The sequence below is a fragment of the Haloarchaeobius sp. FL176 genome (genome assembly GCF_024609245.1).
Classification (GTDB): Archaea; Halobacteriota; Halobacteria; order Halobacteriales; family Natrialbaceae; genus Haloarchaeobius.
The window spans coordinates 275838-300281 of record NZ_JANJYH010000001.1; the positions used below are offsets into that span (position 1 = coordinate 275838).

Sequence of the window (24444 nt, forward strand, 5' to 3'; positions counted from 1 at the left end):
GTCGGGCCGCTCAGCCCTGCACCCGCTCGCCGTCCTTCCAGACCGTCTCGACGACGTTGACGCCGTACTGGTACGGCACGTGGACGAACGACGGCGCGTCGAGCACGACCAGGTCGGCGGGCGCACCCTCCCGAAGCGTCCCGTGTCGGGCCGGGAGGTCCAGCGCCTCGGCGGCGTTGTGCGTGCTCGCCAGCAGCGCCTCGGCGGGCGTCATCCCCATGCCGACGCAGGCGAGCGACTGGGCGAACCCCATGCTGTGGCTGTGGCAGTTCGGGTTGAAGTCGGTCGCGATGGCGACCGGCGCGTCGCGGTCGAGCATCATCCCGGCGTCGGCGTACTCCGCGCCGAGGCCGAACGCGGTGCCGGGGAGCAACACGGGGACGACACCGGCCTCGACGAGCCCGTCGACGTCGTCCTCGGTCGAGTGGAGCAGGTGGTCCGCGCTGGTCGCACCGACCTCCGCGGCGAGCTGGGTGCCGCCGATGTGGGCCAGCTCCTCGGCGTGGACCTTCGGCGTGAGCCCGTGGGCCATCCCGGTCTCCAGCACGCGCCGGGACTGGGCGACGGAGAACACGTCCTCCTCGCAGAACACGTCGCAGAAGCTCGCGATGCCCTGCTCGGCGACCGCGGGGATCTGTTCCTCGACCACGTGGTCGACGTACTCGTCGGTGTCCATCCCCTGCGGGACGGCGTGGGCACCCATGAACGTCGGCACCACGTCGACCGGGTGCTGTTCGTCGGCGCGGCCGATGACCCGGAGCATCCGGAGTTCGGTCTCGGTGTCGAGCCCGTAGCCGGACTTCACCTCGACCGTCGTCGTGCCGTGTTCGAGCATCACGTCGAGCTGGGAGCGCAGGTTCGCGAGCAGCGTGTCCTCGTCTGCGGTCCGGACGGCGTCGACGGTCCGGAGGATGCCGCCGCCCCCCGACAGAATTTCCTGGTAGGACTTCCCCCGGAGCTTGGCCTCGAACTCGTCCGATCGGTCGCCCGCGAACAGGGCGTGGGTGTGCGGGTCGACGAAGCCCGGGAGGACGGCCCGTCCGGCGGCGTCGTGCGCTTCGTCGGCCGCCGATGGCGGATGCTCCTCGGTCACGTCGTCGGTGTCACCGACCGAGACGACGGTGCCGTCCTCGACTGCAACCGCCGCGTTCTCGATGGTCTCCATCGGTTCGTCCGTGCCGGGTCCGACCGCCAGCTCCGCGATGTTGTACACGACGAGGTCCGTCACGCGGACCACCCCGCGAGGAAGTGGGCGACGGCGCGGGCCGCGGCGTCGACGGTTCGGCCGTCGTCGGCGTCGAGCGGGGGTGCGGTCTCGACGACCTCGAACCCCGCGACGCGGTCGTCGCTGGCGACGAGTCGGAGCGTGCGGTACAGCTCCCGAGTCGTCAGCCCACCAGGCGTCGGGGCGCTGGCGCCCGGCGCGGCCGTCACGTCCAGCACGTCGATGTCCACGGAGACGTACACGTGGTCGACGTCGCCGAGGCCGTCGAGCGCCCGGTCCGCCGCCGCGACCGCATCCGCGCCGACCTCTTCGGCCGTGACGACCTCGCTGCCCCGCTCGCGGAGGTAGTCGTGATAGGCCGTGGAGGTCTCGAAGTGCCGCACACCCACCGGTGCGTAGCCGTCCAGTCCCGCATCGAACAGCTGACGGTACGGCGTCCCGCTCGTCGGACCACCCTCCGGAACCGCACGACAGTCGAGGTGCGCGTCGAAGTTCACGACGCCGACGCTTCCGGTGTCGAGCAACGGCCGGACGTTCGCCGCCGTCAGCGAGTTGTCACCGCCGAGAAAGACGGGGAGTGCGTCGGTCTCGTGGACTGCAGCCGCGGTATCGGCGACCGCGTCCTGCACCGCTGCGACATCCCCTGCCGCCGGGAGCGTCACGTCGCCGAGGTCGGCGGTGCGCGAGACCGGGCCGGCGTCGAAGTGGTGGCTCTTGACGCCCGCCAGCGATTCGCGGATAGCCTCCGGGCCGTCAGCAGCGCCCGTGCGGCCGATGACCGCGCCGTCGTACGGCTCGCCGACGAGGACGGCGTCGTACTCGCCCGCCGACGGGAGCGTCGTCGCCTCGACGAGGTGACCGAGCTGCTCGTCGTTCGAGTCCGACGAGGTGCCCGACCACTCCGGTGGGCCGGTAAAGGCCGTCATCAGTTGGACTCACCGCGGTCACGCATCGGCACCCGGACGTCGGACTCGCGGGCCTCCGCCAGGGCCTCCTCGTAGCCCGCGTCCGCGTGGCGGATGACACCCATACCGGGGTCGGTGGTGAACACGCGCTCTGCCGTCTCGACGGCCTGTTCGGTCCCGTCGAGGACGACGTGGTTGTTCGTGTGCAGCGAGTTACCGATGCCGACGCCACCGCCGTCGTGGACCGAGACGATGTCCGCGCCAGCAGCGGTGTTCAGCAGTGCGTTCAGGATGGGCCAGTCCGCGACCGCGTCGGAGCCGTCGCGCATCGCCTCGGTCTCCCGGTTCGGGCTGGCGACGGAGCCGGCGTCGAGGTGGTCACGCGTCACGACGACCGGCGCGGATATCTCGCCCTCGGCGACGAGCTCGTTGATGCGGAGGGCGAAGCGTGCGCGCTCGGTGAGCCCGTCCTCCTCGTCGTCACCGGCTCCGGCGGCTTCGCCGCCTCCGTCTCGATGCGCCTGCGGCGCATCGCCCGCCTGATACCCCAGCCAGCAGACCCGGCTCGGGAGCCCCTGGAAGTGGACCTGCTCCTGTGCGAGCTCGATCCAGCGCCGCAGGTGGTCCTTCTCGGGGAACAGTTCGAGGATGGCCTCGTCGGTGCGGTGAATGTCTTCGGGGTCGCCCGAGAGCGCGGCCCACCGGAACGGCCCCTTCCCGCGGCAGAACAGCGGGCGGATGTACGCCGGGACGAAGCCCGGGAAGTCGAACGCGTCCTCGTGGTTCCGGTGGTCCTGCACCTGTCCGCGGATGTTGTTCCCGTACTCGAAGGCGATGGCGCCCTCGTCCTGCATCTGCAGGATGCCGTCGACGTGGCGCTCCATCGTGTCCATGCTCTCCTCGACGTACTGCTCGGGGTCCCGCTCGCGCAGTTCGTCCGCCTCGTCGACGGTGTAGCCCGACGGGTAGTAGCCCTCCAGCTCGTCGTGGGCGCTCGTCTGGTCGGTGACGATATCGGGCACCCAGCCCCGCTCGAGCAGGCCCTCGAACATGTCGGCGGCGTTCATGTGGACGCCGATGGAGAACGACTCGCCGGCCTCGGCGGCCGCCTCGGCGCGCTCGATGGCCTCGTCGAGGTCGTCCGTCTTCGCCATGCAGTAGCCCGTCTCGATGCGGCGGTCGATGCGCTCCTCGTCGACCTCGGCGGCGATGCAGACGCCGTGGTTCATCGTCACCGCGAGGGGCTGTGCGCCGCCCATCCCGCCGAGGCCGGCCGTGACGACGGTCTTGCCGCGGAGGCCGTCGTTGTCGGGATAGTGCTGCTTGGCGAGTTCGGCCAGCGTCTCGTAGGTCCCCTGGATGATGCCCTGCGTGCCGATGTACGCCCACGAGCCGGCGGTCATCTGACCGTACATGATGAGCCCCTTGGACTCCAGCTCGTGGAAGTGCTCCCAGCTGTCCCAGCGGCCGACGATGTTCGAGTTCGCGATGAGCACGCGCGGGGACTCCTCCCGCGTCTGGAACACGCCGACGGGCTTGCCGGACTGCACGAGCAGCGTCTCGTCGTCCGCGAGCTCCCTGAGTTCGTCGAGTATGGCGTCGTAGGCGTCCCAGCTCCGTGCCGCGCGGCCGGTCCCGCCGTACACCACCAGCTCCTCGGGTTTCTCGGCGACCTCGGGGTCGAGGTTGTTGTTCAGCATCCGCAGCGCGGCCTCCTGCCGCCAGCCCTCGCACTCGATGTCCGTGCCGGTCGGTGCACCCTGGTACTCGCGCCACTGTTCGGACGGCTCCCCGATGTCGTGACCGCCCTCGTCGCTGTCGTCGTGCCGTTGCATACCTGATTAGACGGCAGCCAGACCGAAGGGAGAATAGCAAGCTATGGGAGGTATTTTTAAATGTAGCATGCGATTCGTCGACTATGCACGAGGTCACCGCTCGCGTCGCCGACGACAGCCCGTACGCGCTCGCGACCGCGGGATCGGACGCGACCGTCGAACTGTGGTGCAACGACCACCGCGATCTGCTCCACGTGCGCGGCCCCGCCGAGGGCGTGCGCGAGCACGTCGAGGCCGCCGTCGGCGTCTCGGACGCCGTCGCGCACGACGACGAACTGCTGCTCGTCACCGCCGACTGCCTGCGCGAGCACGACGAGACCATCGAGCCGTACGTCGCCGCGAACGACTGCCTGCTCGTCCCGCCCATCCGCTACGAGCGCGGTGCGAAGGTCGTCCGCGTCCTCGCGCTCGACCCCGCGAACCTCACCGGCTTCTACCGGGACCTCACGGCCGACCACGACGTGACCGTCGAGGCCAAGCACGACCGGGCGACGCCGAGCCGCCGGTCCCCGCTCGTCGACCTCGACGCCGTCCTCCCCGACCTCAGCCCGCGCCAGCGCGAGGCCCTCGTCATCGCCTTCGAGGCCGGGTATTACGAGATACCCCGCGAGACGACCACGGAAGACCTCGGGGAGGCACTCGGCGTGGACCGCCGGACCGCCGAGGAGCACCTCCGGCGGGCGGAGAACAAGCTGCTGGGTGCGCTCGCGCCGCGGCTGCGGTGAGCTTGATCACCTGCCCGGTCACTCGCCGAAGTCGACCACCCGCTCCTCGGTGCCGCCCGGCCAGGCGAACGTGAACCGGACCTCCCCGTTGGTCCCACCGAACAGCGACTCCGTCCGCTCGACGGTCACCGACTCGCCGGCACCGACCGGCCGGATGACCGTGGCCAGCGGGGCGTAGCCGGGGCCGCTCTGGTTGAGTGCCGCGCGGAAGGTTCCGTCCACGTCCGCAGTGTTCTCGACGATCACCGAGAAATCGGCTGGGCCACGGCTCCAGGCCGGCTCGATCGCGAACGTCCGGAGGTCGAACCCCGGTGGCGCACGCGCCAGTTCGTCGAGCACCGCCGACGGGAGCCTCCAGGACGCCGTCTCGTCGTCGACTGACAGCTCGATCCGGCCCGCTTCGGCGTCGAGCGATTCGGGGACCTCGAACAGGAGGGACCCACCCTCGTCCGCGTAGTACGACGTGATCGATTCGCCGTCGACCGTGGTGTCCCGGTAGCCGTAGCGGCCGGCCGGCCGGGTCGTCGTCGACCCCACGTCGAGCACGAACTCGTCCGCGGCGGGCGAGACGCCGTCGAGCGAGACGTTGGCGAACACGTACTGGTCCTCCCCGGAGACGCCCAGCGAGTCGGGCGTCGTGAGGTGGACGAACGACTCCGTCGTCACGACCGCATCGAGCGTCACGGTTCCGTCGCCGACGGCGACCGACTCCGACACCGTGACCGCTGTCTCGCCGGCTCCGGTGGTGGTGCCGGCCGGGTCGTCAGTCGTCGGCGTCCCGTCCGTCTCCGTCCCGCCGCCGGGCGAGCTGTCCCCCCCGAGACAGCCAGCCAGCGGGACGACGCCGCCACAGAGTGCGATGAGTTGCCGTCGGTTCATACGCCGTGGTGCGGGACGGACCGGTAAGTGCCTTCAGCAAGCTGAAACGCTGGTCGAACCCTCCGCCACCCCGGCGGGCGTCGCATTCAGACGGGAGGTCTCCACGCTGACCGAGCCCGCCGACCGTTTATGAGTGATGCCGGGGCCAACCAGGGGTAGATGACACCGACCATCACTCCGCCCGTCCGCCCTCCGAACGACCCCGCGATCGGGAACCGATGGGCCACCGCGCGCTCGTAGCCTACGGCCGCGCCGACGGGACCTACTCCCTGCACCACTCGCAGTGGGGTGCCCTCGGCTTCGCGCTGTGCGACGACCTCGGCCCGGACAGCCCGTTCGGGGCCGACGCCGACTGGGAGGAGCCAGCCCACGAGGCCGTCGTCGCCGGCGAACGCCCCGCCGTCCCCGAGACCCACGACGCGCCGGTCGACCCGGAGCCACGCGGGTCCATCCCGTCCCTCGGCGCTCTCCCCGCACGCTTCGACTTTCTGGAGTACGAGGCCGCGTTCGTCGTCTCTCGAACCGGCGACGTCCGCGCGTTCCAGCCCTGCTGGTTCGCCCGGGCGCTGGACGACGCCGAGCCCGTGGGCGACGGCGCGCTGGTCTCGGTCCGGCGTGGACGTGACCCAGTCAGCGATGCAGCCCGCGTCTCGACGTGGTTCCGCGGCGTCGCCGACACGGTGCGCGTGCTCTGTGAGTGCGGCACGCTCGACCGCGACGACGCCCGCGAGCACCTCCGGACCCGGCTTCGGGAGTGGGCTGCCGAGGGCCGGACGGTGCTGTTGCCACCCTGAGAACTCGCCGTCGACACGTGCGGCTTTTGTACCGCCGCCGCCGAGATGCAGGCAGTGTCACGCGAGCGAACCGGAGCCGGCGTCAGCACCGTCGTCGAGCCGACGCTCTCCGAGGCGGAGACGGCGATGACGGAGGCGCTGGGCCGCGGCGACCTGCTCACCGTCTTCGGCCGCTGTGCGGTCGACTACGAGGGTCGGGCGTCGAGCACGCTCGGCCCGGGCGACCGTCACGTCACTGCCAAGCCCGACGGGACGGTCCTCGTCCACACCGACGAGGGCCAGCAGCCCGTGAACTGGCAGCCACCGGGGTGCTCCCAGCACGTCGAGCGGGCCGCCGAGGACGACGAGCTCCGGCTGGTCAGCACGCGGGAGAACCCCGACGAGGAGCTGGTCGTCAACTTCGAGTCGGTTCGGCAGGTGTCCGCGTTCGCGGTCGACGACGGGGAGGACCTGTCGCTCACCGGCTCGGAGGCGGACCTCCGCCAGCGCATCCTCGAATCGCCGGGGCTGGTCGAACCGGGGTTCCAGCCGCTCGTGACCGAACGGCAGACCGCCGCCGGCGCGGTCGACATCTTCGGGGAGGACGCGGACGGGAACGTCGTCGTCGTCGAGCTCAAGCGCAAGCGCGTCGGGCCCGACGCGGTCGGTCAGCTGAGCCGCTACGTCGACGCGCTGGAGCGGGACCTCCACGCCGACGCCACGGTCCGGGGTATCCTCGTCGCGCCGTCGGTCACGGAGCGGGCGCGCCGGATGCTCGCCGACCGCGGACTGGAGTTCTCGGTGGTCGAGCCACCCTCGAAGGGCGAGTGAGGGCCGGTCGCGCCGCTCGCGACGCCCTCGCCGCGACGGGTGGACTTTTGACGCTCCCGTCCGCACTCGGGTGCATGGAGAAAGTGAACATCGACGACGTTGAACCCGCATTCATGGACGGCTCGGACCTCGACCGCCGCGGGCTGTCGGACCACCTCGGCACCGAGGACCTCGCCATCAACTACTACGCCATCGAGCCCGGCGAGTCGCTCTCGGGCGGGATGCACGCCCACTTCGACCAGGAGGAGGTGTTCTACGTGGTCGAGGGCGAGGTGACGTTCGAGACGCCCGAGGACGAGTTCGTGGTCGGCGAGCACGAGGTCGTCCGCTTCGCGCCGGGCGACTTCCAGACGAGCGTCAACGGCGGTGACGAGGACGCGGTCGTCATCGCGCTCGGGGCCCCGAAGCCGAGCGAGGACGTCCGCGTCCCGATGGAGTGTCGCGAGTGCGGGGAGTCGGACACCCTCCAGTTCCACATGACCGAGGACGGGCAGTACCTGCGCTGTCCCGAGTGCGGGAACGAGTTCGCCGCGCCGACCTGAGCGGCGTCGTCCTCTACTCGGCCCGGAACGAGATCGGCGGGAGCCGCGACCAGTTCGCGGCGCTGCTCCCGGTGTGGAGCCGCTGTCTGGTGCGTAACTCGACGATGTAGCTGCACTCTTCTGGGCCCTCGTCCGCGATGTCGAACCCGGCGTATCGGCAGTCACTCCAGCTCCCGCTGCAGCTCGTCCAGCAGGCGCAGCGCCTCCATCGGTGTCGTATCAGCGACGGTTACCCCGCGGAGTCGCTCGGCGACCACCTGTGCATCGTCCTCGCCGGACGCGGTGCCGGTGGGTGCCGTCGTCGTCCCCTCGACGGCGGTCACATCGCTTGGCTCGTCCTCACCACTGGTCGGTGCCGTTCCGGCGGTCGTCCGGGCCAGCAGCTCCCGTGACCGGTCGAGCACCGCGGTCGGGACGCCGGCCGCGCGGGCCACCTCGACGCCGTAGGACGCGGTGGCGGGGCCGCGGCCGACCTCGTGGTTGAACCGGACCTGGTCGTCCGTCTCGGTCGCGGAGAAGTGAAGGTTGAACGCACCGTCGAGCTCGCGGGCGGTCTCGGTCAGCTCGTGGTGGTGCGTCGCGAACAGCGTCGTCGCCCGGAGCTCGTCGTGGACGTACTCGGTGACGGCGCGGGCGATGGCGAGCCCGTCGGCCGTCGAGGTGCCCCGACCGACCTCGTCGAGCAGGACCAGCGAGTCATCGCTGGCCTCTCGGAGGATGTCTGCGAGCTCGGTCATCTCGACCATGAAGGTGGACTGCCCGCCGGCGATGTCGTCGCTCGCGCCGACGCGGGTGAAGACGCGGTCGAGTATGCGGAGGTCGGCCCTGGCCGCCGGGACGAAGCTGCCGGCCTGAGCCATGATACAGATCAGGGCTACCTGCCTCATGTACGTCGACTTTCCGCTCATGTTCGGCCCGGTGACGACGGCGAGGTACTCGTCCCGGTCGAAGCTCGCATCGTTCGGGACGAACGACTCCTGAGTGCGCTCGACGACGGGGTGACGACCGGCCTCGATGTCGATGCCGGTCTTCGAGAACGTCGGCCGGCTGTAGTCGTACTGTGCGGCGGCCGTGGCGAAGGCGACGAACACGTCGAGGGCGGCGACCCGGTCCGCCAGTCGCTGGACGCGTTCGGTCTCGGCGGCGACCGCCTCGCGCACCTCGCGGAACAGCTCGTACTCCAGGTCGTCGGCGCGCTGTTCCGCTCTGAATATCTCGTCCTCGCGCTCCTTCAGCTCGGGCGTGTAGAACCGCTCGGAGTTCTTCAGCGTCTGTCGGCGCTGGTAGTCCGCCGGCACCGAGTCGAGGTTCGGGTTCGTCACCTCGATGTAGTAGCCGTGGACCTGGTTGTGACCGACCTTCAGCGAGTCGATGCCGGTGCGCTCGCGCTCCTGTGCTTCGAGGTCGTCGATCCACTGCTTGCCGGAACGTTCGGTCTCGCGGAGGTCGTCGAGGCGTTCGTCGTACCCCTCGCGAATCACACCGCCCTCGGTCACCTCGATGGGCGGTTCGGGACGGATAGCCCGCCCGACGAGGTCCCGAACGTCTTCGAGTTCGTCGAGGCCGTCGCGCAGGCGGACGAGGCGGTCGCAGTCGGTGTCGGCGAGGGCCGCTTTCAGCTCCGGCACGACGTCGAGGGTGTCCTTCAGCGAGCGGAGGTCCCGGGCGTTCGCCCGGCCGCGGGAGACCCGGGCGATGAGCCGCTCCACGTCGTAGACGTCACGCAGCAGTTCGTGGAGCTGCTCCCGCGTTGCGGGGTCCCGGCTGAGCTCGCCGACGGCGTCGTGGCGACCGGCGATGCGTTCCTCGTCGACGAGCGGACGGCGGAGCCAGTCCGTGAGCCGACGGCGGCCCATCGCACAGGCCGTCTCGTCGAGCACGTCCGCGAGCGTCGCGCCTTCGACGCCGCGGACAGCGCGGCGCTCGAACAGCTCGAGGCTGGCGAGGGCGGTCGGGTCGAGCACCATGTACTCCCGCGGGTCGTACCTCGTGAGGTGGTTGAGGTAGTCGAGGTGGCCGTCCTCCGGATCGGTCGTGTCCGCCGAGTCGTCCGTCGCCGGTTCACCGGCCCCGCCGCGGGCGTACTCGGCGTAGGCGAGCAGCGCGCCGCAGGTCCGGACCTCGGCCTCGCCCGCGAGCAGGCTGTCGGGGTCGCCGAAGTACTCGCGGACCGTCTCGGCGGCTGCATCGACGTCGAAGGCGGTCCGGTCGAACGGCGAGACCATGCAGTCCGCCGGGAACGCGTCGGTGCCGACCTCCGGCCCGACGATGGCCTCGGCGGGGTCGAACCGTCCGATCTCGTCGGCGACGGCGGCTGGCGACGACGGCGCAGTCGCGTAGAAGTCACCCGTCGACACGTCGAGCACCGCGAAGCCGTACTCGCCGGTGGTCGCGGGGTCGTCGTCCGGGTCGGCGCTCCGGGTGAGACAGGCGACGAAGTTGTTGTCCGCCGAGGCGAGCAGTTCGTTCTCGGTGAGCGTGCCGGGCGTGACGACCCGGGTGACCGCGCGGTCGACCACACCGGTCGTCTCCGCCGGCTCCTGTACCTGGTCGGCGACTGCGACGCGGTAGCCGGCCTCCAGCAGCGACTCGATGTAGCTCTCGGCGTTGTCGATGGGCACCCCCGCCATCGGGTAGCGGCCCGTCGAGTCCTCCCGCTTGGTCAGCGTCACCTCGCAGATCCGGCTCGTGACCTCGGCGGCCTCGCAGAACGTCTCGTAGAAGTCGCCGACCTGGAACAGCACGAGCGCGTCGTCGTAGCGCCCGGTCAGCTCGAAGTACTGCCGCATCATCGGCGTCAGCTCGTCGGCCTGCTCGGCCATCTTCTCGGGCGGTCCGAGCGCTCCGTTCATGGGTGCCGCTCAGGAAGCCGACCCACAAGAGCGACCCGGTCTGTGGTAGCGAATCCGGGACGGGTTCCGGTCAGATGGTCGACGGGCGGACGTGGAACTCGAGGTCGACCCGCCGACGCTCCCCCTCGAGGTCGGCGACGGCCCGCTCGAACACCTGCTGGGCCTCGCGGGCGGCGAGGGGTTTGATGCGCCGGAGCACCCAGTCGGTCGAGACCATCGGCGGGAGGCTGAGCCGGCCGAGACGGGACCGTCGGCGGTCGAACTCGATGCGGAGGCGGATACGGGTCGCGGGAGCCTCGTCCTCGATAGCCCGGCCCCCGTCGGCTGCAGCGTCCGTCGCGTCCGGTTCCTCGTCGGCAGGCTCCAGTCCCCAGTACCCCTTCGCGTGCACGTCGTTCGGGATGCGCCAGTCGATGCGGTTCGGGCGGTCGAGCTCCGTCACGGCCGGGGTCAGCGTGTAGGAGAGCTTCCACCACTGGAGCGTGATGTCGAAGCGGGTCCCGACGGCGCCGTCGCCGCGTCTGGTCACGTCCGAGACGTACTCGGAGTAGCGCTCGTGGTTCGTGAAGTCCAGCAGGAACTCGAACGCCTCCTCGCGGGGCACGTACACGACGGTCGAAAGCTCGACTGCGTCCACGCCCGCACTGAGGACCGGACCGAAAAATAGCTGTCTCCGGCCCCGGCGCTGTCAGCCGCCCTTGACGAGGGTGGTGATGCCCGCCTCCTCGAGTATCAGCCAGACGACGAACAGGGCGTACAGCCCAAGGAGGAGCCACGCTTCCCTGCCGGAGACGTTCATGTCGGTCCGCATCAGGGTGAACAGCACCACCGTGGCGAACACGAGGAAGGCCATCATCGGTGCGGCCCGGGAGAAGTTGATCTCGAGGGCACCGCCGACGACGACCCCGAGTGGGACCGCGACGAGCAGGTCGAAGATGTTGCTCCCGAACACGTTGGCGAGGCTGGTCGAGTCGCGCCCGCCGCGGGCCGCCTGGACGCTGACGACCGTATCGGGCAGGCTCGTCCCGGCGGCGACGACCGTCAGCCCCCAGACGAACGAGGGCGTACCGAACGCGTCACCGAGCTCGATGGCGCTCCTGACGAGCATCTCGACGCCGACGAGGATGACTACCAGCCCGGCGAGCAGTTCGAGCCAGCGTCGCCCGATGTTGGCCGAGCGCTCGTGGTGACTGGAGTCGTAGTCGTTGGTGTCCTGGTACTGGTTGAAGACGTAGAGCCCGTACAGCGCCAGCGGGATGAGTGCGAGCATCGGGGTCATGTTCCCCTTGAGCGCCGTGCCGGTCTCCGTCGGGTAGTAGATGACCGCGAACGCGAAGGCGAGGAACAGCGTCGCGACCGACAGCATGTAGAACTGCGCCTCCTTGTAGACGAGGTCGCGGTCGGCGGTGAGGCCGGTGTTCCCGCTCAGTCCGGCCGCAGCGGGGATGATGAGGATGTTGAACACCGCCGAACCGACGATGGCCGCGACACCGAGCTCGAACTCACCGTGGACGAGCACGGACAGGAGCACACTCGACAGCTCGGGGAAACTGGACCCGAGGGCAGCGACGATGGCACCCTGGACGACCGGCGGGAGGCCGTAGTGGACGCCGATGCGCTCGCTCGAGCGCTCTAACCACGTACTACCGACCCACGTCACGCCGGTCCCGAGGGCTGCGAGACCGAGGAACAGCAGGACGTCTAGCATCCGGTTACGGCACCACCGTCACCGGGTACGTCTGGGCGTCCAGTATCGTCTCGGTGGCGCTCCCGAGGACGTACTCGTCGATGCCGGACCGCCCGTGACTCCCCATCACGATGTGGTCGACGTCGCGCTCGTCCGCGAGTTCGAGTATCTGGCCGCCGATCTTCGTCGCGTAGTGGAGCCGTGAGTCGTCCTCGGCCTCGGGGAGGGCCTCGATGGTCGCCTCGACTCCCTGTTCCTCGCACTGCTCGCGCGCGCTGTCGAGCAGCTGTTCGGTCGCCGCAGCCTCCGGGTCGCCGATGTGTACCACGTCGAGCTGGCCCTCGGACCGGTCCGCGAGGCCGATTCCGAGTGAGAGGGCACGGACGCTCGGCTCCGACCCGTCGATGGGGACGAGTACGTGCATATCGGAGGCAGTGTCTGGATTCGGGTTAACTGTTGGGTGTCCGGGCGCGCCACCTGAACGGTACGTAGGTGAAACCAGTATACATGACCGTAAGATATCGTTAATCAGCGGTTGTGGCCAGTAACGAGCCGTTGTGCCTGGCTGGCCGAAACGGGGGTCCGCATATAAACGTGTTGGCCACACAGGGCGTAGAGCTATAACGGTCGATACCCTGTATCACACTGGGGGAGAAGAGAGGTGTCAATCAGCACGCCAGCGATTAGTCGTACCGAACGCGCTGTCGACTCGACAGCGCTCGAAGAGGGGGAGATACATTCCGTACTGAGCAACCAGCGTCGGAGGCTCGTACTCAAACAGCTCCGTCGTAACGGGGGAGAATCGACGCTACGCGACCTCTCCGAGTCTATCGCCGCCGAGGAGACCGGAGAGTCGCCGCCACCACGGAACATCCGCGACAGCGTCTACGCGTCCCTGCACCAGACCCACCTGCCGAAGCTAGACGGGCTCGGCATCGTGGAGTACGACTCGAACACGAAGTCGGTGTCGCTCACCGACCTCGCGGACGATCTCGTACCCTACACGACGGTCATGAGCAACACGGGACTACCGTGGTATCAGCACTACCTGCTGCTCGGGCTCGCGGCGATGGCGAGTGTCATCGCCGCGGACCTCGGCGTTCCGCTGCTCACGGAGGTGGGTCCCATCGGGGTCGCACTCGTGTTCTCCGTCGCGATGATTACCTCGCTCCTGGTCCAGCTGTACACCGGGACGAGACCGCTTCAGCGACTCGGACAACGCGTCCGTAGCGGCCGAACCGACTGACCGGGGTAGTCCGAAAGGGGGGCTTCCTGGTCCGTTGTTTCTGCGTGAGAACGAGCTAGCGAGTGATTAGTACCGCGGGCAGAACGGTCTTTACGTTTCGATACGTTACATCGGACGACTGATGAGTGCGATCCGAACCGAGAAACTCCGGAAAACCTACGGTGACGTCACCGCTCTGGCCGATCTCACGCTCGATATCGAGGCCGGCGAGCTGTTCGGGGCGCTCGGACCGAACGGCGCGGGCAAGACGACGACCATCGGCATCCTGACAGGGCAGCTACAGCCCGACTCCGGCACCGCGTCGGTGCTGGGCCACGACCCTGTGGCCGAGCCGGTCGAGACGCGGCGCCACGTCGGCATCCTGCCGGAACAGGAGTCGCCGCCGAGTTTCATGACCCCGAGAGAGTACTTCGACTTCGTCGCGACCGTCCGCGACGTCCCGGCTGACGTGGTGGAAGAGCGCGTGGAGCAGTGGGCACAGCGGCTCTCGTTCGCCGAGAAGCTCGACACGCTCAGCTCGGACCTCTCGCGCGGCCAGCAGCAGAAGGTGATGATAACCCAGGCGTTCCTGCACGAACCCGAGGTCGTGTTCATCGACGAGCCACTCGCCAACCTCGACCCCATCGTCCAGGAGCGCGTGAAGCGCTACCTCCAGGACTACCGCGAGCGAGGCAACACCCTGTTCATCTCGACGCACCACATCGAGGTCGCCGAGGAGATCTGTAGCCGCGTCGGCATCGTCTACGACGGCCGTCTCATCGCGGACCGGCGGCCGGCCGAGATGGACGACGAGGAGTCGCTGCTCGACACGTTCGTCGCCAACGTCGGCAGCGACGAGGAGTGGACCGAACCGACGGCGACCGCCGGCGATGACTAGCCTGAACCGCCGGCTGTTCGTCGAGATGCTCCGCGAGGAGTGGCGGCTCCACAGCGAGCTGTTCGGGGGCAGCCGGTTCGCCGGGTTTCCGGTGTTCGTCGCGCTGCTGACCTCGGGGGCGGTGTATCTGCTCACCACCACCGGCACGGAGATCGGCGCGATACTCGCCGGTGTCCACGGGCTCGCGCTCTTCTTCGGGCTGCGTACCGGCTCTACCGGCTTCGTCGGTCAGGATGCGATGCGTGACGTGCTCGGGGACGCGACGATGCTGGTGTTCAGCGCCCGCACGCTGCCGGTCTCACAGCGTCGGCTCCTCAGCGTGTTCCTGCTGAAGGACGCGGTGTACTACGCCGTGCTGTTCCTGCTCCCCATCGCGGTCGGTTTCACGCCCGCCGTCGCGTCCGGTGACCTCACGCTGCTTGCGATTCCCACGGCGTGGGCGACCACGACCGCGATGTTCCTGCTCGGCGTGACCATCACCTTCGCCGCCATCGGCCTCTCGACGCGTGGGGCGTCCGGCCGGCTCCTCCTGCTCGGACTCGCCGCCGGTGCGGGACTGGCCTTCGTCTCGGGCGTCGACTTCGTGCAGTTCACGCCGTACGGGCTGTTCGACGGGGCGACGCTGCCGGAGGTCGTCGTCGCGCTCGCGCCGATTCCGCTGCTCGCGGTCATCGGCATCGCAGTCTACGACACCAGCTACGAGCGCGCCGCCCGCACCGCCGGCCGGACGTTCCCGCGCTGGCAGGCGCGGCTCCCGTTCGACGCCGACGGCCTGACCGTGAAGACGTTGCTCGACGTGCAACGCTCCAGCGGCGGCCTCGGCAAGGTGCTGTTCTCCGGCGGCATCCTCTTTGCGGTGAGCTGGCTGCTCATCGACCTCGCCGAGACCATCACCGGGCTCGAACCGTCGACCGGCATCTCCTTTGGGGCCATCCTCGCGCTCTCGGCCTTCACCACCTACAACTGGATCACGATGTACGACGACGTGGCCAGCTACCAGCTCTATCCGGTGTCGGTCGCAGACGCGGTTCGGGCGAAGTTCCGGGCGTTCCTCGTGCTCGGCATCCCGACCTGCGTAGGCTACTTCCTCCTCGCGGTCGTCTGGCAGGGAGCGCGGCTCCCCGAGGCGGTCGTCGGGCTCGTGCTGCTGGTCGGGGTCGCGCTCTACCTGTTCGGCGTGACCGTCGCGCTGGCGGGCTTCGACCCGAACGAGTTCCTGTTCGACACGGTGCTGTTCGCCGGGTTCGGGGCCGCACTCGCCGTCGTGCTCGTTCCCATCCTCATCGTGGGGCTGGTACTCGCGCCCGTCTCGACCGGACTGCTGGTCGCACTCGGCGTCGGCGGTGTCCTCGTCGGCGGTATCGGCATCGCACTCTACCGACGGTCGGTGCCGAAGTGGGAGCGCCACTACCGGCGTTAACCCGGTTACAGTGACGTTACCTGCATCGTTTGGAGGCAGGTATATCGGTCTCCGCGGACTACCTCGGTTCCTATGGAAGACGATCAGATTCCGGTCACCGCCGAGGCACCGGACAGCCCGTTCCGCACCACCGGCACCGACCACATGACCATCATCGGGAGCAACGAGGCGGACACCGTGGCGTTCTACCGCGACCTGCTCGGGATGCCGCTCGTACTCCGACAGCCGAACCTCGACGACCCGTCGCAGACGCACCTGTTCTTCGACACGGGTGATGGCCGCATCCTCACGTTCTTCGTGAGCGACGACCGGCCGTCGAACGCCGGCCCGCAACGGACCGGGGTCGGCGGCGTCCACCACCTCGCGTTCAGTGTCGCCCCCGACCGCTTCGAGGAGATGGTCGAAGCTATCGAGGCGGACGGCCGCGGCTACAACATCTTCGACCGCGGTATCTTCCACTCGCTGTACACCACCGACAACAACGGGCTCGTCATCGAACTCGCCACCGACAAGTACGAGTTCCCCGACGAGCGGCGGGCCGAGGTGCTGGCGACGACCCAGCGCATCCGTGAGGAGGACGGTGCCGAGTACGCGCAGGACGAGCACATGGCGGCCGCGCTGGAGGAGCTCGGCATCGAGGTCGTGAAGCACGACCTGCCCGACGCGGACAGCGGCGTCGGCGGCGTCTCGTAACCAATCCGTGCAAATCACCCCCCAAAGATAAGCCACCCACGGGTGTAGCGGTGGGTATGTACGAGGTACTGCTGGCACTCGACACGGCGGAAGAGCGCGCACGTTCTCAGGCTGAGGCGGTCGTCGACCTTCCGGAGGCTCCGGACTCCGTCCGCGTCACTATCTTCCACGTCTTCCGGGACAACCCGGAGGGGGCGTCCGTGACCCAGCTCGCCACGGTCCACGCAGTCCGTGACGTGCTCGACGAAGCGGGTATCGACTACTCGCTCTCCGAGTCGAGCGGGGACCCCGCCCCGGAGATTCTCGACCAGGCAGCCAAGAAGGACGTCGACTGCATCTGTGTGAGCGGCCGCCGGCGCTCGCCCGCCGGAAAGGCCCTGTTCGGCTCGACGACGCAGGGCATCATCCTCGATGCGGACCGCCCGGTGCTCGTCGCACCGCCGCAGAACAAGTAACGGAGGGCTCCGACCCCGTTTCTCGACGAACTCCTACGCCGAGTGATATCTGTGCCCGATAGAATAAAATGAATGCAGTACACTGTGAAATATATGTCTGGGCAACGTTCACGGACGTCGCAAGCTGCGACGGGTGACGGCGGCTCGCCGACCGTCGTCAGGACGGACTCGGTGCGTGTGGCGAAGCACCTCTCCGACGACGCGGCGGCCATCCCCGTCATCAGGTACGAGATCGAGTCGAACGCCGACACCGCTGTCGCAGTCACGCTCCGGGACACGATGCCACCCGGGGTCGAGTCCGACGACGTGGGGTTCCACGCCGACTACGAGGCCGACCAGTGGCAGAAGACGACCGAGGGCGTGGAGTTCCGCTACTCGCTCGCGCCGAACGACCTTGTCGAGACGGTGGTCGGCCTCCGTACTACGTCCGTCCCCGACCCCGCCGCGTTCGCGAGCGAGCCCGAGCTCACGGTCCTCGGCGGGGACGGGACCAGCCGGTCCGCCTCGAGTGCCGACGAGGACCCCGACACGGCTTCCGGTCCCGAAGTGCCGACTCCCGACGACGAATCGGCGGACTGGGAGCGCGATATGGACCTCTCGTCCATCGAGCGGTCGTTCGCCGGTCAGGACGCGGCCGGCTCCAGCGACGACGAAGACGACACCGCGCCCGCCGCGCCAACCACTGACGCCTCGGACGAGGTCGCCGACGACCCCCCGACCCTCGACCTCGAAAATCCCACGGGCGCGGCACCCGGGAACGACGAACCGAACCTGGGCGACACCTCGACCGACAGCTCGAGCGAAGCCGACGGCGACAGCGAGCCGCCCGGAACCGACCGACGGCTCGACGCCGAGGACGACGTGGTCGGCGAGCTCGTCGCGGCCTTCCGGAACGACCGCGTCGACGAGGCCGACCGCGAGCTGCTCCGCAACGAGCTGAACCTCGAGCTCGCCGATTCGACTTCCTCGTTCGTCGACCACCTGCAGTCCCGGGCGAAGCGAAAGCGGGACCAGCTCACCGCGGAGCTGGACGGGCTCGAGGAGAGCATCACCGACCTCTACGGGCTGAAAGCCGACGCGAGCAGCGTCTCGAACGTCCAGAACCGGGTCGATGCGCTCCAGCAGACCACCGCCGAAGCCGAGCGCGTCGAGACGCTCGCGGCGTCGCTGCGTGACCTCGAGGACCGCGCCGCGTCGGCGTCGACAGTCGGCGAGCTGTCCGACAGACTCGCCCACCTCGCGGACGACGCCGCCCGGGCCGACGATCTGGAGCGTGTCGCCCAGGCCGCCCGCGAACTCGAAGAGCGCAAGGCCGAGGAGCGGACGGTTGCGGCGCTCGAGCGCTCGCTCGGGAGCGACCTCGAAGCAATCCGGGCGGACCTGGCGGCCGACATCGAGACGACTGGGATCGAACTCGATGCCCGCATCGACGATGTCGTGGAGGCCCACGCCACCGTCTCGGAGGTGAACGAACTCGAGGGGCGGCTCGCGAGGCTGCGCGAGCGCGTCGCAGCGCTCGAGGAGTCCGCCGCGGCCGCGGCGGACCTGCAGGACGCCGAAGAGCGCCTCGATACCGCCGTCTCGACGCTCGCCGACGAGGTCGAGGCGCTCGACGAGCGCGCGGCCGACGACGACGACGACCTCGGCGCAGTCGAGGAGACGCTCCGGGCGGAGTACGTCACCGAAGCGGACGTCGAGGGCGTTGTGGAGGCGCGGCTGGACCAGGGGGTCGAGCGCTTCCTCGCCCTCGCACTCGGGACCGGCGCAGTCATGTCGAGTGTCTCGGTTGGGGCGACGACCAGCCTGACCGCGGGCGGTGCCGTCGCCGCCGTCGGTGTGGCACTGCTCGGCGTCTGGTGGTACCTCGGGCGGCGGCGAACGGACCCCGAGAGCGTCGGCGTCTGACACCGGCCGGCAGTGTTGGGGAGGGGGTGGCGTCAGCGGGTGGAGGGCAGGCGTCAGCGGGTGAAGGGCAGGCGTCAGCGGGTGGAGAGGGAGGTGATTCGGTGCGGCTCCGCGGGAAGCCGTCTCGGTGTTCAGACACGCTGTAGGTCGATACACGGCTCGAACCCACCGCCGACAACTGTCTCGGCGTCGACCGCACGCCGCTCGTAGGCGGTCCGTTCGCGTTCGGAGAGTGACTCCCACTGGTCCGAGAGCCGGCGCGTCGCCGTCGAGAGCGGGCCGCGTTCGTCGGCGACGAGCGCCTCGTTGAGCGCGACCGCGACCGCAGCGGGTGTCGAGCGAGCGAGACACGCATCGGCAGCGGCGTCGGCGTTGACGCTCTCGCCCGTCGGCTCCTCCACGGTGACCCGCTCGCGCAGCTGGTCGCTGAACCAGACCTCGCGCCCGGTGAGCGGGAGCCGCTCGACGGCGACGCGGGGGTCACCGGTCCAGGCGGGGAACTGCGGCGCGCGACGGTAGGCGTCGCCGAAGCCGCCGATCCGGTCCGTGCAGTCCGTACTGAGCAGGTCGTAGCAGGGCTCGCAGACGGCCACGAGGGTGCGGAGGGCCCAGCTGTCCTGGTCCTCGTCGGCGACGCTGAACAGGTACGCGACCTCGCCGTCGCCGCCGCTCCCGGTGTCGATCTGTGCGGCACAGCGACCGCATCGGTAGCCGTAGAACGCGACGACAGCGCGGCGACGGGCACCGAAGTCCGGGGGTGCGTCGCGGCGGCCGGTGTCGGGGTCGACGACGCCGTCGTCGTGCGCGGCGTCCACGTCGAACCGGTGGTAGCAGTAGCTGCGGTCGTCGACGAGGTACGCGAGGTTGTAGGGTGCGTGCTGGGCGTCCGTCTCGAAGGTGAACTCGGTCATGGGTTGGTGGAGTCGGCGCTGGCGGTCGAACGGCGGTTCCTCCACGGGTGGCCGCCTGCCAGCAGTACAGGGCGTGCTGGCGGTGGAGCCACGCGCTGCCGGGCGTCGGGGACCGGCGTGACGGGGGGCCTCAGCGAGAAAGCGGCGTACCCGTCACCGTGGTCGACGGCTTGTCACCGTGTGCGGCGTACCGGTGGTCGCCACCAGTACGGGTCTCGTTCCGCACGACGTGGGTACGCGTCATGTAACTCGATATTCAGGCTATGGGGTGTTAAAATTTTCTATCGTAAACTTATACCACTTATAATTGGTGTGGCTCCGGTTCTTTCGTGGATTACCCAATAAACACCCAATCAGTTCCGAGTTCAGTGCCCCCGGCCCGGACCAGCGTAAGAAACAAGTAAATCGTGGTACAGTTGCTATCGATGAACGAGCCAGTCATCGTGGACGCGGTACGGACACCGTTCGGGAAACGCGACGGTGCGTTCCGTGATACTCATCCACAGGACCTCGCGGCAGCACCGCTCCGTGCGCTGGAGGAACGCAACGGCTTCGACCCCGCCATCGTCGACGACGTGGTGTACGGCTGTGTGACCCCGAAAGGCGACCAGGGGTCGAACATCGCTCGCATCGCACCCCTCGTGGCGGGGTGGGGCGAAGAGATACCCAGAGACGCCGGGGCCGGCGCGTCCTACGAGGGCCGCCACGGCCCGCCGGGCGTCCAGCCCAACCGGATGTGCGGCTCCGGGCAGCAGGCCATCAACTTCGCGGCCGGGCAGGTCGCCGCCGGCTTTCAGGACGTGGTCGTCGCCGGCGGTGTCGAGCACATGACGCGCGAGCCGATGGGATCGGACGGCGGCTCGATGGCCGAGACTTACAGCGAGCACTACTCGGAGCTCGTCCCGCAGGGCGAGTCCGCCGAGCGCATCGCCGAGACGTGGGGCTTCGACCGGGACGACCTCGACGACCTCGCCGTGGACTCCCAGCGACGCTGGGGCGAGGCGTGGGAAGCTGGCCGCTACGACTCGCAGGTCGTCCCCGTCGAGACGACGCTCGACGGCGAGCCAATCACGGTCGAACGCGACGGCCACGCCAGACCCGGCACCGACATGGACACCCTCGGGGGGCTCCCGCTCGCGTTCCGCGAGGAGGGCGAGGGCGTCATCCACGCCGGCAACAGCTCCGGTATCGTCGACGGCGCGGCCGCGACGCTCGTCTGCTCCCGCGAGGTCGCCGAGGCGAACGGCTGGGAGCCGATGGCGCGTATCGTCGCCCAGGAGGTCGTCGGCGTCGACCCCGTGATGATGCTCACCGGTCCCATCCCGGCCACCCAGCAGCTCCTCGATTCGGAGGACATGACGGTCGACGACGTCGACCTGTTCGAGGTGAACGAGGCGTTCGCGAGCGTCGTCGCCGCGTGGCTCGAAGAAACGGGCGCGCCGTGGGAGCGCACGAACGTCAACGGCGGGGCCATCGCCCACGGCCACCCGCTCGGGGCGACCGGCGCGGCCCTCGTGACGAAGCTGGTCCACGAACTCGAACGGACCGGCGCGGAGACGGCGCTCTCCGCGATGTGTATCGGGTTCGGACAGGGCATCGCGACGCTCATCGAGCGCGAATAAGCGGTCGGTCAGCCGGGATGCTCGCTCTCGAGCGCGGTATCCCCGCGGAGCGGCCGCTGTCGGTTGGCGCGCTCGAAAGAGAAGAACCGCCGAATCAGGCGAGCCGCGCGAACGCGAGCGTGCCGGAGATATTCTTGATGTAGATCTGGACCACGTCGCCCTCCTGCGCGCCGGGCACGAAGATGGTGTACTTGCCCTTCTCGGCCACACCGTCGCCCTTGCGGCCGGTGCCGGTGATCTTGACCTCGTAGGTACGTCCCTCCTCGACCTCGTCGGGATTGACGTTGGCGCTGCTCGGGGACTTGCTCTTCGAGACGGGCTGGAAGGCACCACAGGCCTCACAGCGCAGCATGTCGACGCCGTCCTCGGTCACGAGGCGCGTGTCGGGGAGGCCGCACTCGCCGCAGGTGACGTACTCGTCGATGTACTGCTGGATGGCCGCGTCGAAGTCGGAGACGGAGAACGAACCGTTGTAGCGGGCGCGGTTGCCGTCGAACTGGCCGTTGGTACCGAGCTCCCGCTGGATGGTCCGGTGGAGGTGCTGGGAGTCCCGCGAGAGGGCGTCAGCAATGGCCTGGAGGTTGGTGAGCCGTGTGAACGCACCGTCTGTCTCGCCCGCGGGGTCGGGAACGGAGAGGCGGCTGCCAGCGTCCTGCGGTCTGTCGGGGAGGTCGTCGTGTGCTCGGTCGAGAAGTGCCTCGTATTCCATACACGCTGGAGGTGATGGGCGCGTTTCAACCTTCGGATACTGCCGTCGGCGGCCGTCCGGCGGTTCGCGGGTGGCTGACGGAGAAGCCCGAGGGTTCCCGACGGGCTACCTTCGGTGTTCGACGGCGACGTCGGTCGACCCACCATCGGGAAGCGCGTGGACCAGATCGACACCGGTGACACGCCCGGAGAACGTGAGCCGCGACTGGTAGGTACACACCGGCTGGTCGTCGCAGGACTCGCAGTCGGTGTCGCCGCCCGTCGGTCGAACCGGCGTCGCCTCGACGATGGCCTTCCCGCGCTCGTCCTCGGACGTGAACACGCTCAGGTTCACGTCGTCACAGGGGGTGTGCAGCAGGAGGTCCCCGCTGACGACGACGGTATCCGAGCCGTCGAACCGCACGGTGCCCTCGCTGACAGGGTCGGCCACGCACCGGCGGGCCGAGACGGTGGTGTCGGCGTCGTCGATGCCGAAAGAGTCCCCGCTCAGACAGCCGGCCAACGGGACCGCACCACAGAGTGCGGACAGGACGCGGCGTCGGTCCATACACTGATTCCCACCGAACAGTTCATCAATCTGTCCACTTCTCGCTGGAGCAGCAGGCTCTCGAACAGCAGAACCCGACGAGCAGCAGGTGCTTTACCGACGGCGGCCGATAGACCGGCCGTGACCGACCCGGACACCGTCGCGGCCGCGATCGCCGACGCCGAGGAGGTAGTCGCACTGACCGGCGCTGGCCTCTCCACCGCCTCCGGCATCCCGGACTTCCGGAGCGAGGGCGGCCTCTGGGACGAGTTCGACGAGGGAGCGTTCACCATCCGACGCTACCGCGCACAGCCGGCCCGGTTCTGGGCGGACTGGCTCTCGCTGCACGACCACTTCTTCGACGGCGAGGTCGCCCCCAATGCGGCGCACGATGCGCTGGCCCGGCTGGAGCACGCGGGCCACCTCGACGCGCTGCTGACCCAGAACGTCGACGGACTGCACGCCGAGGCCGGCTCCGAGACCGTCGTCCACCTCCACGGCACCGGGACGCGGGCGACCTGCCCCGACTGCGGCGCGTCCATCGCCGTCGAGGCCGCCCGCGACCGCGTCGCCGCCGGCGAGGGCGCGCCGACCTGCGACTGTGGCGGCGTCTACAAGCCCGACACCGTGCTGTTCGGCGAACAACTGCCCCCTGTGGCTATCCAAGAGGCGCGGCGGCGGGCGGAGACGGCGGACGTGTTCCTGGCCGCGGGCTCGTCCCTGACCGTCGACCCCGCTGGCCTGCTGCCCGACACCGCGCTCCGAAATGGCGCGACGCTCGTCGTCGTGAACCTCGACCGCACGAAGTACGCGGCCAGGGCCGACCACGTCGCCCGCCGGTCCGTCGAAGAGTTCCTGCCGGCGGTCGTGGCGCGGGTTGCGGAGCTCGACCGCTGAGTCTCAGTCCTCGGCCAGCCGCGCCGTGACGACGCTGCTCGTCAGCTCGTCGAGCGTAGCGGTGACGGTGTAGGCCGGTGTCTCCACCCGGAGGCGGGAGTCCGGCGTGACGTCCGCGAACCGGACGTGGACCTCGAACGTCCCGTCGCGCTGGACCGGCGCGGCTTCGACCCGGTCGCTCCCGACGTGGCGCGCCACGACCATCTCGCCGGCGTATCGCCGTCGGGTGCGCCCCCGGACGCGGTAGAGGGTGCGGTTCGACGCGTCGGCCCCGACCACGGGATAGGACTGGTCAACCCACTCGAAGAAGCCCTCGTCGATGACGTAGACGTTCTCGTAGCCCGCGGCCTGAAGCTCGGCCGCCCGCATGGAGGAGAGGTGGTGCGGGCAGCCGCAGTAGCAGACGATGCGCTCGTCGGTCGCCCAGTCGCCGACGTGGGTGTCGTCGATACCGGTCCCGACCGGGCTCGCGACCGCGCCGAGGACGTGGGACTCACGGTACTGGCTCAGCCCGCGGGCGTCGGCGATCCGGGCCTCCTGGCGCGCCCACCAGTAGTGGACGTCCTCGATGGGTGCGAGCTGTATCTGCTCCCCCTCGACGCCGATGGTCCGGTAGCTCGACGTGTCAACCGCGCGTTCGGCGGGCACCGCCTCGGGCTCAGGTGGGAAGCCGTCGGTCGGGTTCGGGTCGCCGGGGTTCGCGGTCACGTCGCGCGGGGAGTCCGAGGAGCCGCCCGACTCGGTCCCGTCCCCGCCGATCTCCTTCGGGGTGTTCGCGTCGGTCGTCCCGCTGGTCGTCTCCGTCGGGGCCTCCGTTCCTGTTGCCGGGTCCGTCCCGGCGGCGTCGCCGCCGTCGCCGAGACAGCCGGTCAGGGTGCCGAGGGCGACGGCACCGGAAGCGAGCAGCGCGCGTCGTTTCATACCAGATTA

At 69.3% G+C, this 24444-nt stretch carries 24 protein-coding genes; 12 read left to right on the top strand and 12 right to left on the bottom strand.

Going from position 1 to position 24444, the window contains the following annotated elements:
- Positions 1 to 10 precede the first annotated feature (10 nt).
- Genes hutI through hutU form a run of 3 tightly spaced genes read right to left on the bottom strand, consistent with a single transcriptional unit; the run spans position 11 to position 3965 of the window.
- The gene (gene hutI / locus NO978_RS01410; RefSeq protein ID WP_257297724.1) at positions 11 to 1228 is read right to left on the bottom strand and encodes an imidazolonepropionase; all 1218 of its coding nucleotides are present in this window, start codon (positions 1226 to 1228) and stop codon (positions 11 to 13) included.
- Positions 1225 to 2151 (bottom strand): formimidoylglutamase, encoded by a 927-nt coding sequence (gene hutG, locus NO978_RS01415; RefSeq protein WP_257297725.1) that lies wholly within the window; start codon positions 2149 to 2151, stop codon positions 1225 to 1227. Before hutG ends, hutI begins: the two co-directional genes overlap by 4 nt.
- A complete protein-coding gene (hutU, locus tag NO978_RS01420; RefSeq protein WP_257297726.1) occupies positions 2151 to 3965 on the bottom strand; it encodes a urocanate hydratase in 1815 nt (604 codons plus the stop codon). The genes hutG and hutU overlap by 1 nt, the downstream gene beginning before the upstream one ends.
- Positions 3966 to 4048: 83 nt before the next feature.
- Here hutU and NO978_RS01425 point away from each other — a divergent pair, with 83 nt between their 5' ends.
- Positions 4049 to 4690: a helix-turn-helix domain-containing protein gene (locus NO978_RS01425; protein WP_257297727.1), complete on the top strand. Its 642-nt coding sequence runs from the start codon at positions 4049 to 4051 to the stop codon at positions 4688 to 4690.
- A gap of 18 nt (positions 4691 to 4708) precedes the next feature.
- Here NO978_RS01425 and NO978_RS01430 read toward each other — a convergent pair whose 3' ends face one another.
- Entirely contained in the window at positions 4709 to 5569 is an 861-nt protein-coding gene (locus tag NO978_RS01430) for a hypothetical protein (protein ID WP_257297728.1), read from the bottom strand.
- Between the two features lie 218 nt (positions 5570 to 5787).
- Here NO978_RS01430 and NO978_RS01435 point away from each other — a divergent pair, with 218 nt between their 5' ends.
- The 3 genes from NO978_RS01435 to NO978_RS01445 all read left to right on the top strand — a co-directional run bounded on the left by NO978_RS01435 (position 5788) and on the right by NO978_RS01445 (position 7715).
- Entirely contained in the window at positions 5788 to 6363 is a 576-nt protein-coding gene (locus tag NO978_RS01435) for a DUF6735 family protein (protein WP_257297729.1), read from the top strand.
- Positions 6364 to 6417: 54 nt separating this feature from the next.
- Positions 6418 to 7173, top strand: a complete 756-nt coding sequence (nucS, locus tag NO978_RS01440; protein WP_257297730.1) for an endonuclease NucS — start codon at positions 6418 to 6420, stop codon at positions 7171 to 7173.
- Between the two features lie 74 nt (positions 7174 to 7247).
- Positions 7248 to 7715: a cupin domain-containing protein gene (locus tag NO978_RS01445; RefSeq protein WP_257297731.1), complete on the top strand. Its 468-nt coding sequence runs from the start codon at positions 7248 to 7250 to the stop codon at positions 7713 to 7715.
- Positions 7716 to 7876: 161 nt separating this feature from the next.
- On the opposite strand, the gene mutS is transcribed toward NO978_RS01445, so the two are convergent.
- The 4 genes from mutS to NO978_RS01465 all read right to left on the bottom strand — a co-directional run bounded on the left by mutS (position 7877) and on the right by NO978_RS01465 (position 12678).
- A complete protein-coding gene (gene mutS / locus NO978_RS01450) occupies positions 7877 to 10567 on the bottom strand; it encodes a DNA mismatch repair protein MutS (RefSeq protein ID WP_257297732.1) in 2691 nt (896 codons plus the stop codon).
- A 70-nt stretch (positions 10568 to 10637) separates the two neighbouring features.
- Entirely contained in the window at positions 10638 to 11204 is a 567-nt protein-coding gene (locus NO978_RS01455) for an SRPBCC family protein (protein ID WP_257297733.1), read from the bottom strand.
- A gap of 51 nt (positions 11205 to 11255) precedes the next feature.
- Positions 11256 to 12275, bottom strand: coding sequence for a sodium:calcium antiporter (locus tag NO978_RS01460; RefSeq protein WP_257297734.1), 1020 nt, complete (start codon positions 12273 to 12275; stop codon positions 11256 to 11258).
- 4 nt (positions 12276 to 12279) lie between these two features.
- Complete coding sequence (locus NO978_RS01465) at positions 12280 to 12678, bottom strand: universal stress protein (RefSeq protein ID WP_257297735.1); 399 nt, start codon at positions 12676 to 12678, stop codon at positions 12280 to 12282.
- Positions 12679 to 12915: 237 nt separating this feature from the next.
- Here NO978_RS01465 and NO978_RS01470 point away from each other — a divergent pair, with 237 nt between their 5' ends.
- The 6 genes from NO978_RS01470 to NO978_RS01495 all read left to right on the top strand — a co-directional run bounded on the left by NO978_RS01470 (position 12916) and on the right by NO978_RS01495 (position 18850).
- Positions 12916 to 13500, top strand: coding sequence for a hypothetical protein (locus tag NO978_RS01470; protein ID WP_257297736.1), 585 nt, complete (start codon positions 12916 to 12918; stop codon positions 13498 to 13500).
- A 121-nt stretch (positions 13501 to 13621) separates the two neighbouring features.
- Positions 13622 to 14377 carry an ABC transporter ATP-binding protein gene (locus NO978_RS01475; protein ID WP_257297737.1) on the top strand — a complete coding sequence of 252 codons (756 nt, stop codon included), beginning with the start codon at positions 13622 to 13624 and terminating at the stop codon, positions 14375 to 14377.
- Positions 14370 to 15797, top strand: a complete 1428-nt coding sequence (locus NO978_RS01480) for a hypothetical protein (protein WP_257297738.1) — start codon at positions 14370 to 14372, stop codon at positions 15795 to 15797. Before NO978_RS01475 ends, NO978_RS01480 begins: the two co-directional genes overlap by 8 nt.
- A 72-nt stretch (positions 15798 to 15869) precedes the next feature.
- Positions 15870 to 16490 carry a VOC family protein gene (locus NO978_RS01485; RefSeq protein WP_257297739.1) on the top strand — a complete coding sequence of 207 codons (621 nt, stop codon included), beginning with the start codon at positions 15870 to 15872 and terminating at the stop codon, positions 16488 to 16490.
- 56 nt (positions 16491 to 16546) lie between these two features.
- Positions 16547 to 16945 (top strand): universal stress protein, encoded by a 399-nt coding sequence (locus tag NO978_RS01490; protein ID WP_257297740.1) that lies wholly within the window; start codon positions 16547 to 16549, stop codon positions 16943 to 16945.
- A gap of 93 nt (positions 16946 to 17038) precedes the next feature.
- Positions 17039 to 18850 (top strand): hypothetical protein, encoded by a 1812-nt coding sequence (locus NO978_RS01495; RefSeq protein WP_257297741.1) that lies wholly within the window; start codon positions 17039 to 17041, stop codon positions 18848 to 18850.
- A gap of 131 nt (positions 18851 to 18981) precedes the next feature.
- Here the strand turns inward: NO978_RS01495 and NO978_RS01500 are convergent, their stop codons facing one another.
- A complete protein-coding gene (locus tag NO978_RS01500) occupies positions 18982 to 19761 on the bottom strand; it encodes a hypothetical protein (protein ID WP_257297742.1) in 780 nt (259 codons plus the stop codon).
- A gap of 425 nt (positions 19762 to 20186) precedes the next feature.
- Here NO978_RS01500 and NO978_RS01505 point away from each other — a divergent pair, with 425 nt between their 5' ends.
- Positions 20187 to 21383 (top strand): thiolase family protein, encoded by a 1197-nt coding sequence (locus tag NO978_RS01505; protein WP_257297743.1) that lies wholly within the window; start codon positions 20187 to 20189, stop codon positions 21381 to 21383.
- Between the two features lie 94 nt (positions 21384 to 21477).
- On the opposite strand, the gene NO978_RS01510 is transcribed toward NO978_RS01505, so the two are convergent.
- Together NO978_RS01510 and NO978_RS01515 are read right to left on the bottom strand one after the other, a co-directional pair.
- A complete protein-coding gene (locus NO978_RS01510; protein WP_257297744.1) occupies positions 21478 to 22092 on the bottom strand; it encodes a translation initiation factor IF-2 subunit beta in 615 nt (204 codons plus the stop codon).
- A gap of 105 nt (positions 22093 to 22197) precedes the next feature.
- A complete protein-coding gene (locus NO978_RS01515) occupies positions 22198 to 22638 on the bottom strand; it encodes a hypothetical protein (RefSeq protein ID WP_257297745.1) in 441 nt (146 codons plus the stop codon).
- A 120-nt stretch (positions 22639 to 22758) separates the two neighbouring features.
- Here NO978_RS01515 and NO978_RS01520 point away from each other — a divergent pair, with 120 nt between their 5' ends.
- Positions 22759 to 23514: an NAD-dependent protein deacylase gene (locus NO978_RS01520; RefSeq protein WP_257297746.1), complete on the top strand. Its 756-nt coding sequence runs from the start codon at positions 22759 to 22761 to the stop codon at positions 23512 to 23514.
- A gap of 3 nt (positions 23515 to 23517) precedes the next feature.
- Here the strand turns inward: NO978_RS01520 and NO978_RS01525 are convergent, their stop codons facing one another.
- A complete protein-coding gene (locus NO978_RS01525) occupies positions 23518 to 24435 on the bottom strand; it encodes a rhodanese-like domain-containing protein (RefSeq protein WP_257297747.1) in 918 nt (305 codons plus the stop codon).
- Positions 24436 to 24444 lie beyond the last annotated feature (9 nt).

Coding starts and splice junctions, on each gene's coding strand:
- hutG (WP_257297725.1), bottom strand. CDS start 2,151: ATGACGGCCTTTACCGGCCCACCGGAGTGGTCGGGCACCTCGTCGGAC.
- hutU (WP_257297726.1), bottom strand. CDS start 3,965: ATGCAACGGCACGACGACAGCGACGAGGGCGGTCACGACATCGGGGAG.
- NO978_RS01425 (WP_257297727.1), top strand. CDS start 4,049: ATGCACGAGGTCACCGCTCGCGTCGCCGACGACAGCCCGTACGCGCTC.
- NO978_RS01430 (WP_257297728.1), bottom strand. CDS start 5,569: ATGAACCGACGGCAACTCATCGCACTCTGTGGCGGCGTCGTCCCGCTG.
- NO978_RS01435 (WP_257297729.1), top strand. CDS start 5,788: ATGGGCCACCGCGCGCTCGTAGCCTACGGCCGCGCCGACGGGACCTAC.
- NO978_RS01445 (WP_257297731.1), top strand. CDS start 7,248: ATGGAGAAAGTGAACATCGACGACGTTGAACCCGCATTCATGGACGGC.
- mutS (WP_257297732.1), bottom strand. CDS start 10,567: ATGAACGGAGCGCTCGGACCGCCCGAGAAGATGGCCGAGCAGGCCGAC.
- NO978_RS01460 (WP_257297734.1), bottom strand. CDS start 12,275: ATGCTAGACGTCCTGCTGTTCCTCGGTCTCGCAGCCCTCGGGACCGGC.
- NO978_RS01465 (WP_257297735.1), bottom strand. CDS start 12,678: ATGCACGTACTCGTCCCCATCGACGGGTCGGAGCCGAGCGTCCGTGCC.
- NO978_RS01475 (WP_257297737.1), top strand. CDS start 13,622: ATGAGTGCGATCCGAACCGAGAAACTCCGGAAAACCTACGGTGACGTC.
- NO978_RS01480 (WP_257297738.1), top strand. CDS start 14,370: ATGACTAGCCTGAACCGCCGGCTGTTCGTCGAGATGCTCCGCGAGGAG.
- NO978_RS01485 (WP_257297739.1), top strand. CDS start 15,870: ATGGAAGACGATCAGATTCCGGTCACCGCCGAGGCACCGGACAGCCCG.
- NO978_RS01490 (WP_257297740.1), top strand. CDS start 16,547: ATGTACGAGGTACTGCTGGCACTCGACACGGCGGAAGAGCGCGCACGT.
- NO978_RS01495 (WP_257297741.1), top strand. CDS start 17,039: ATGTCTGGGCAACGTTCACGGACGTCGCAAGCTGCGACGGGTGACGGC.
- NO978_RS01500 (WP_257297742.1), bottom strand. CDS start 19,761: ATGACCGAGTTCACCTTCGAGACGGACGCCCAGCACGCACCCTACAAC.
- NO978_RS01505 (WP_257297743.1), top strand. CDS start 20,187: ATGAACGAGCCAGTCATCGTGGACGCGGTACGGACACCGTTCGGGAAA.
- NO978_RS01510 (WP_257297744.1), bottom strand. CDS start 22,092: ATGGAATACGAGGCACTTCTCGACCGAGCACACGACGACCTCCCCGAC.
- NO978_RS01515 (WP_257297745.1), bottom strand. CDS start 22,638: ATGGACCGACGCCGCGTCCTGTCCGCACTCTGTGGTGCGGTCCCGTTG.
- NO978_RS01525 (WP_257297747.1), bottom strand. CDS start 24,435: ATGAAACGACGCGCGCTGCTCGCTTCCGGTGCCGTCGCCCTCGGCACC.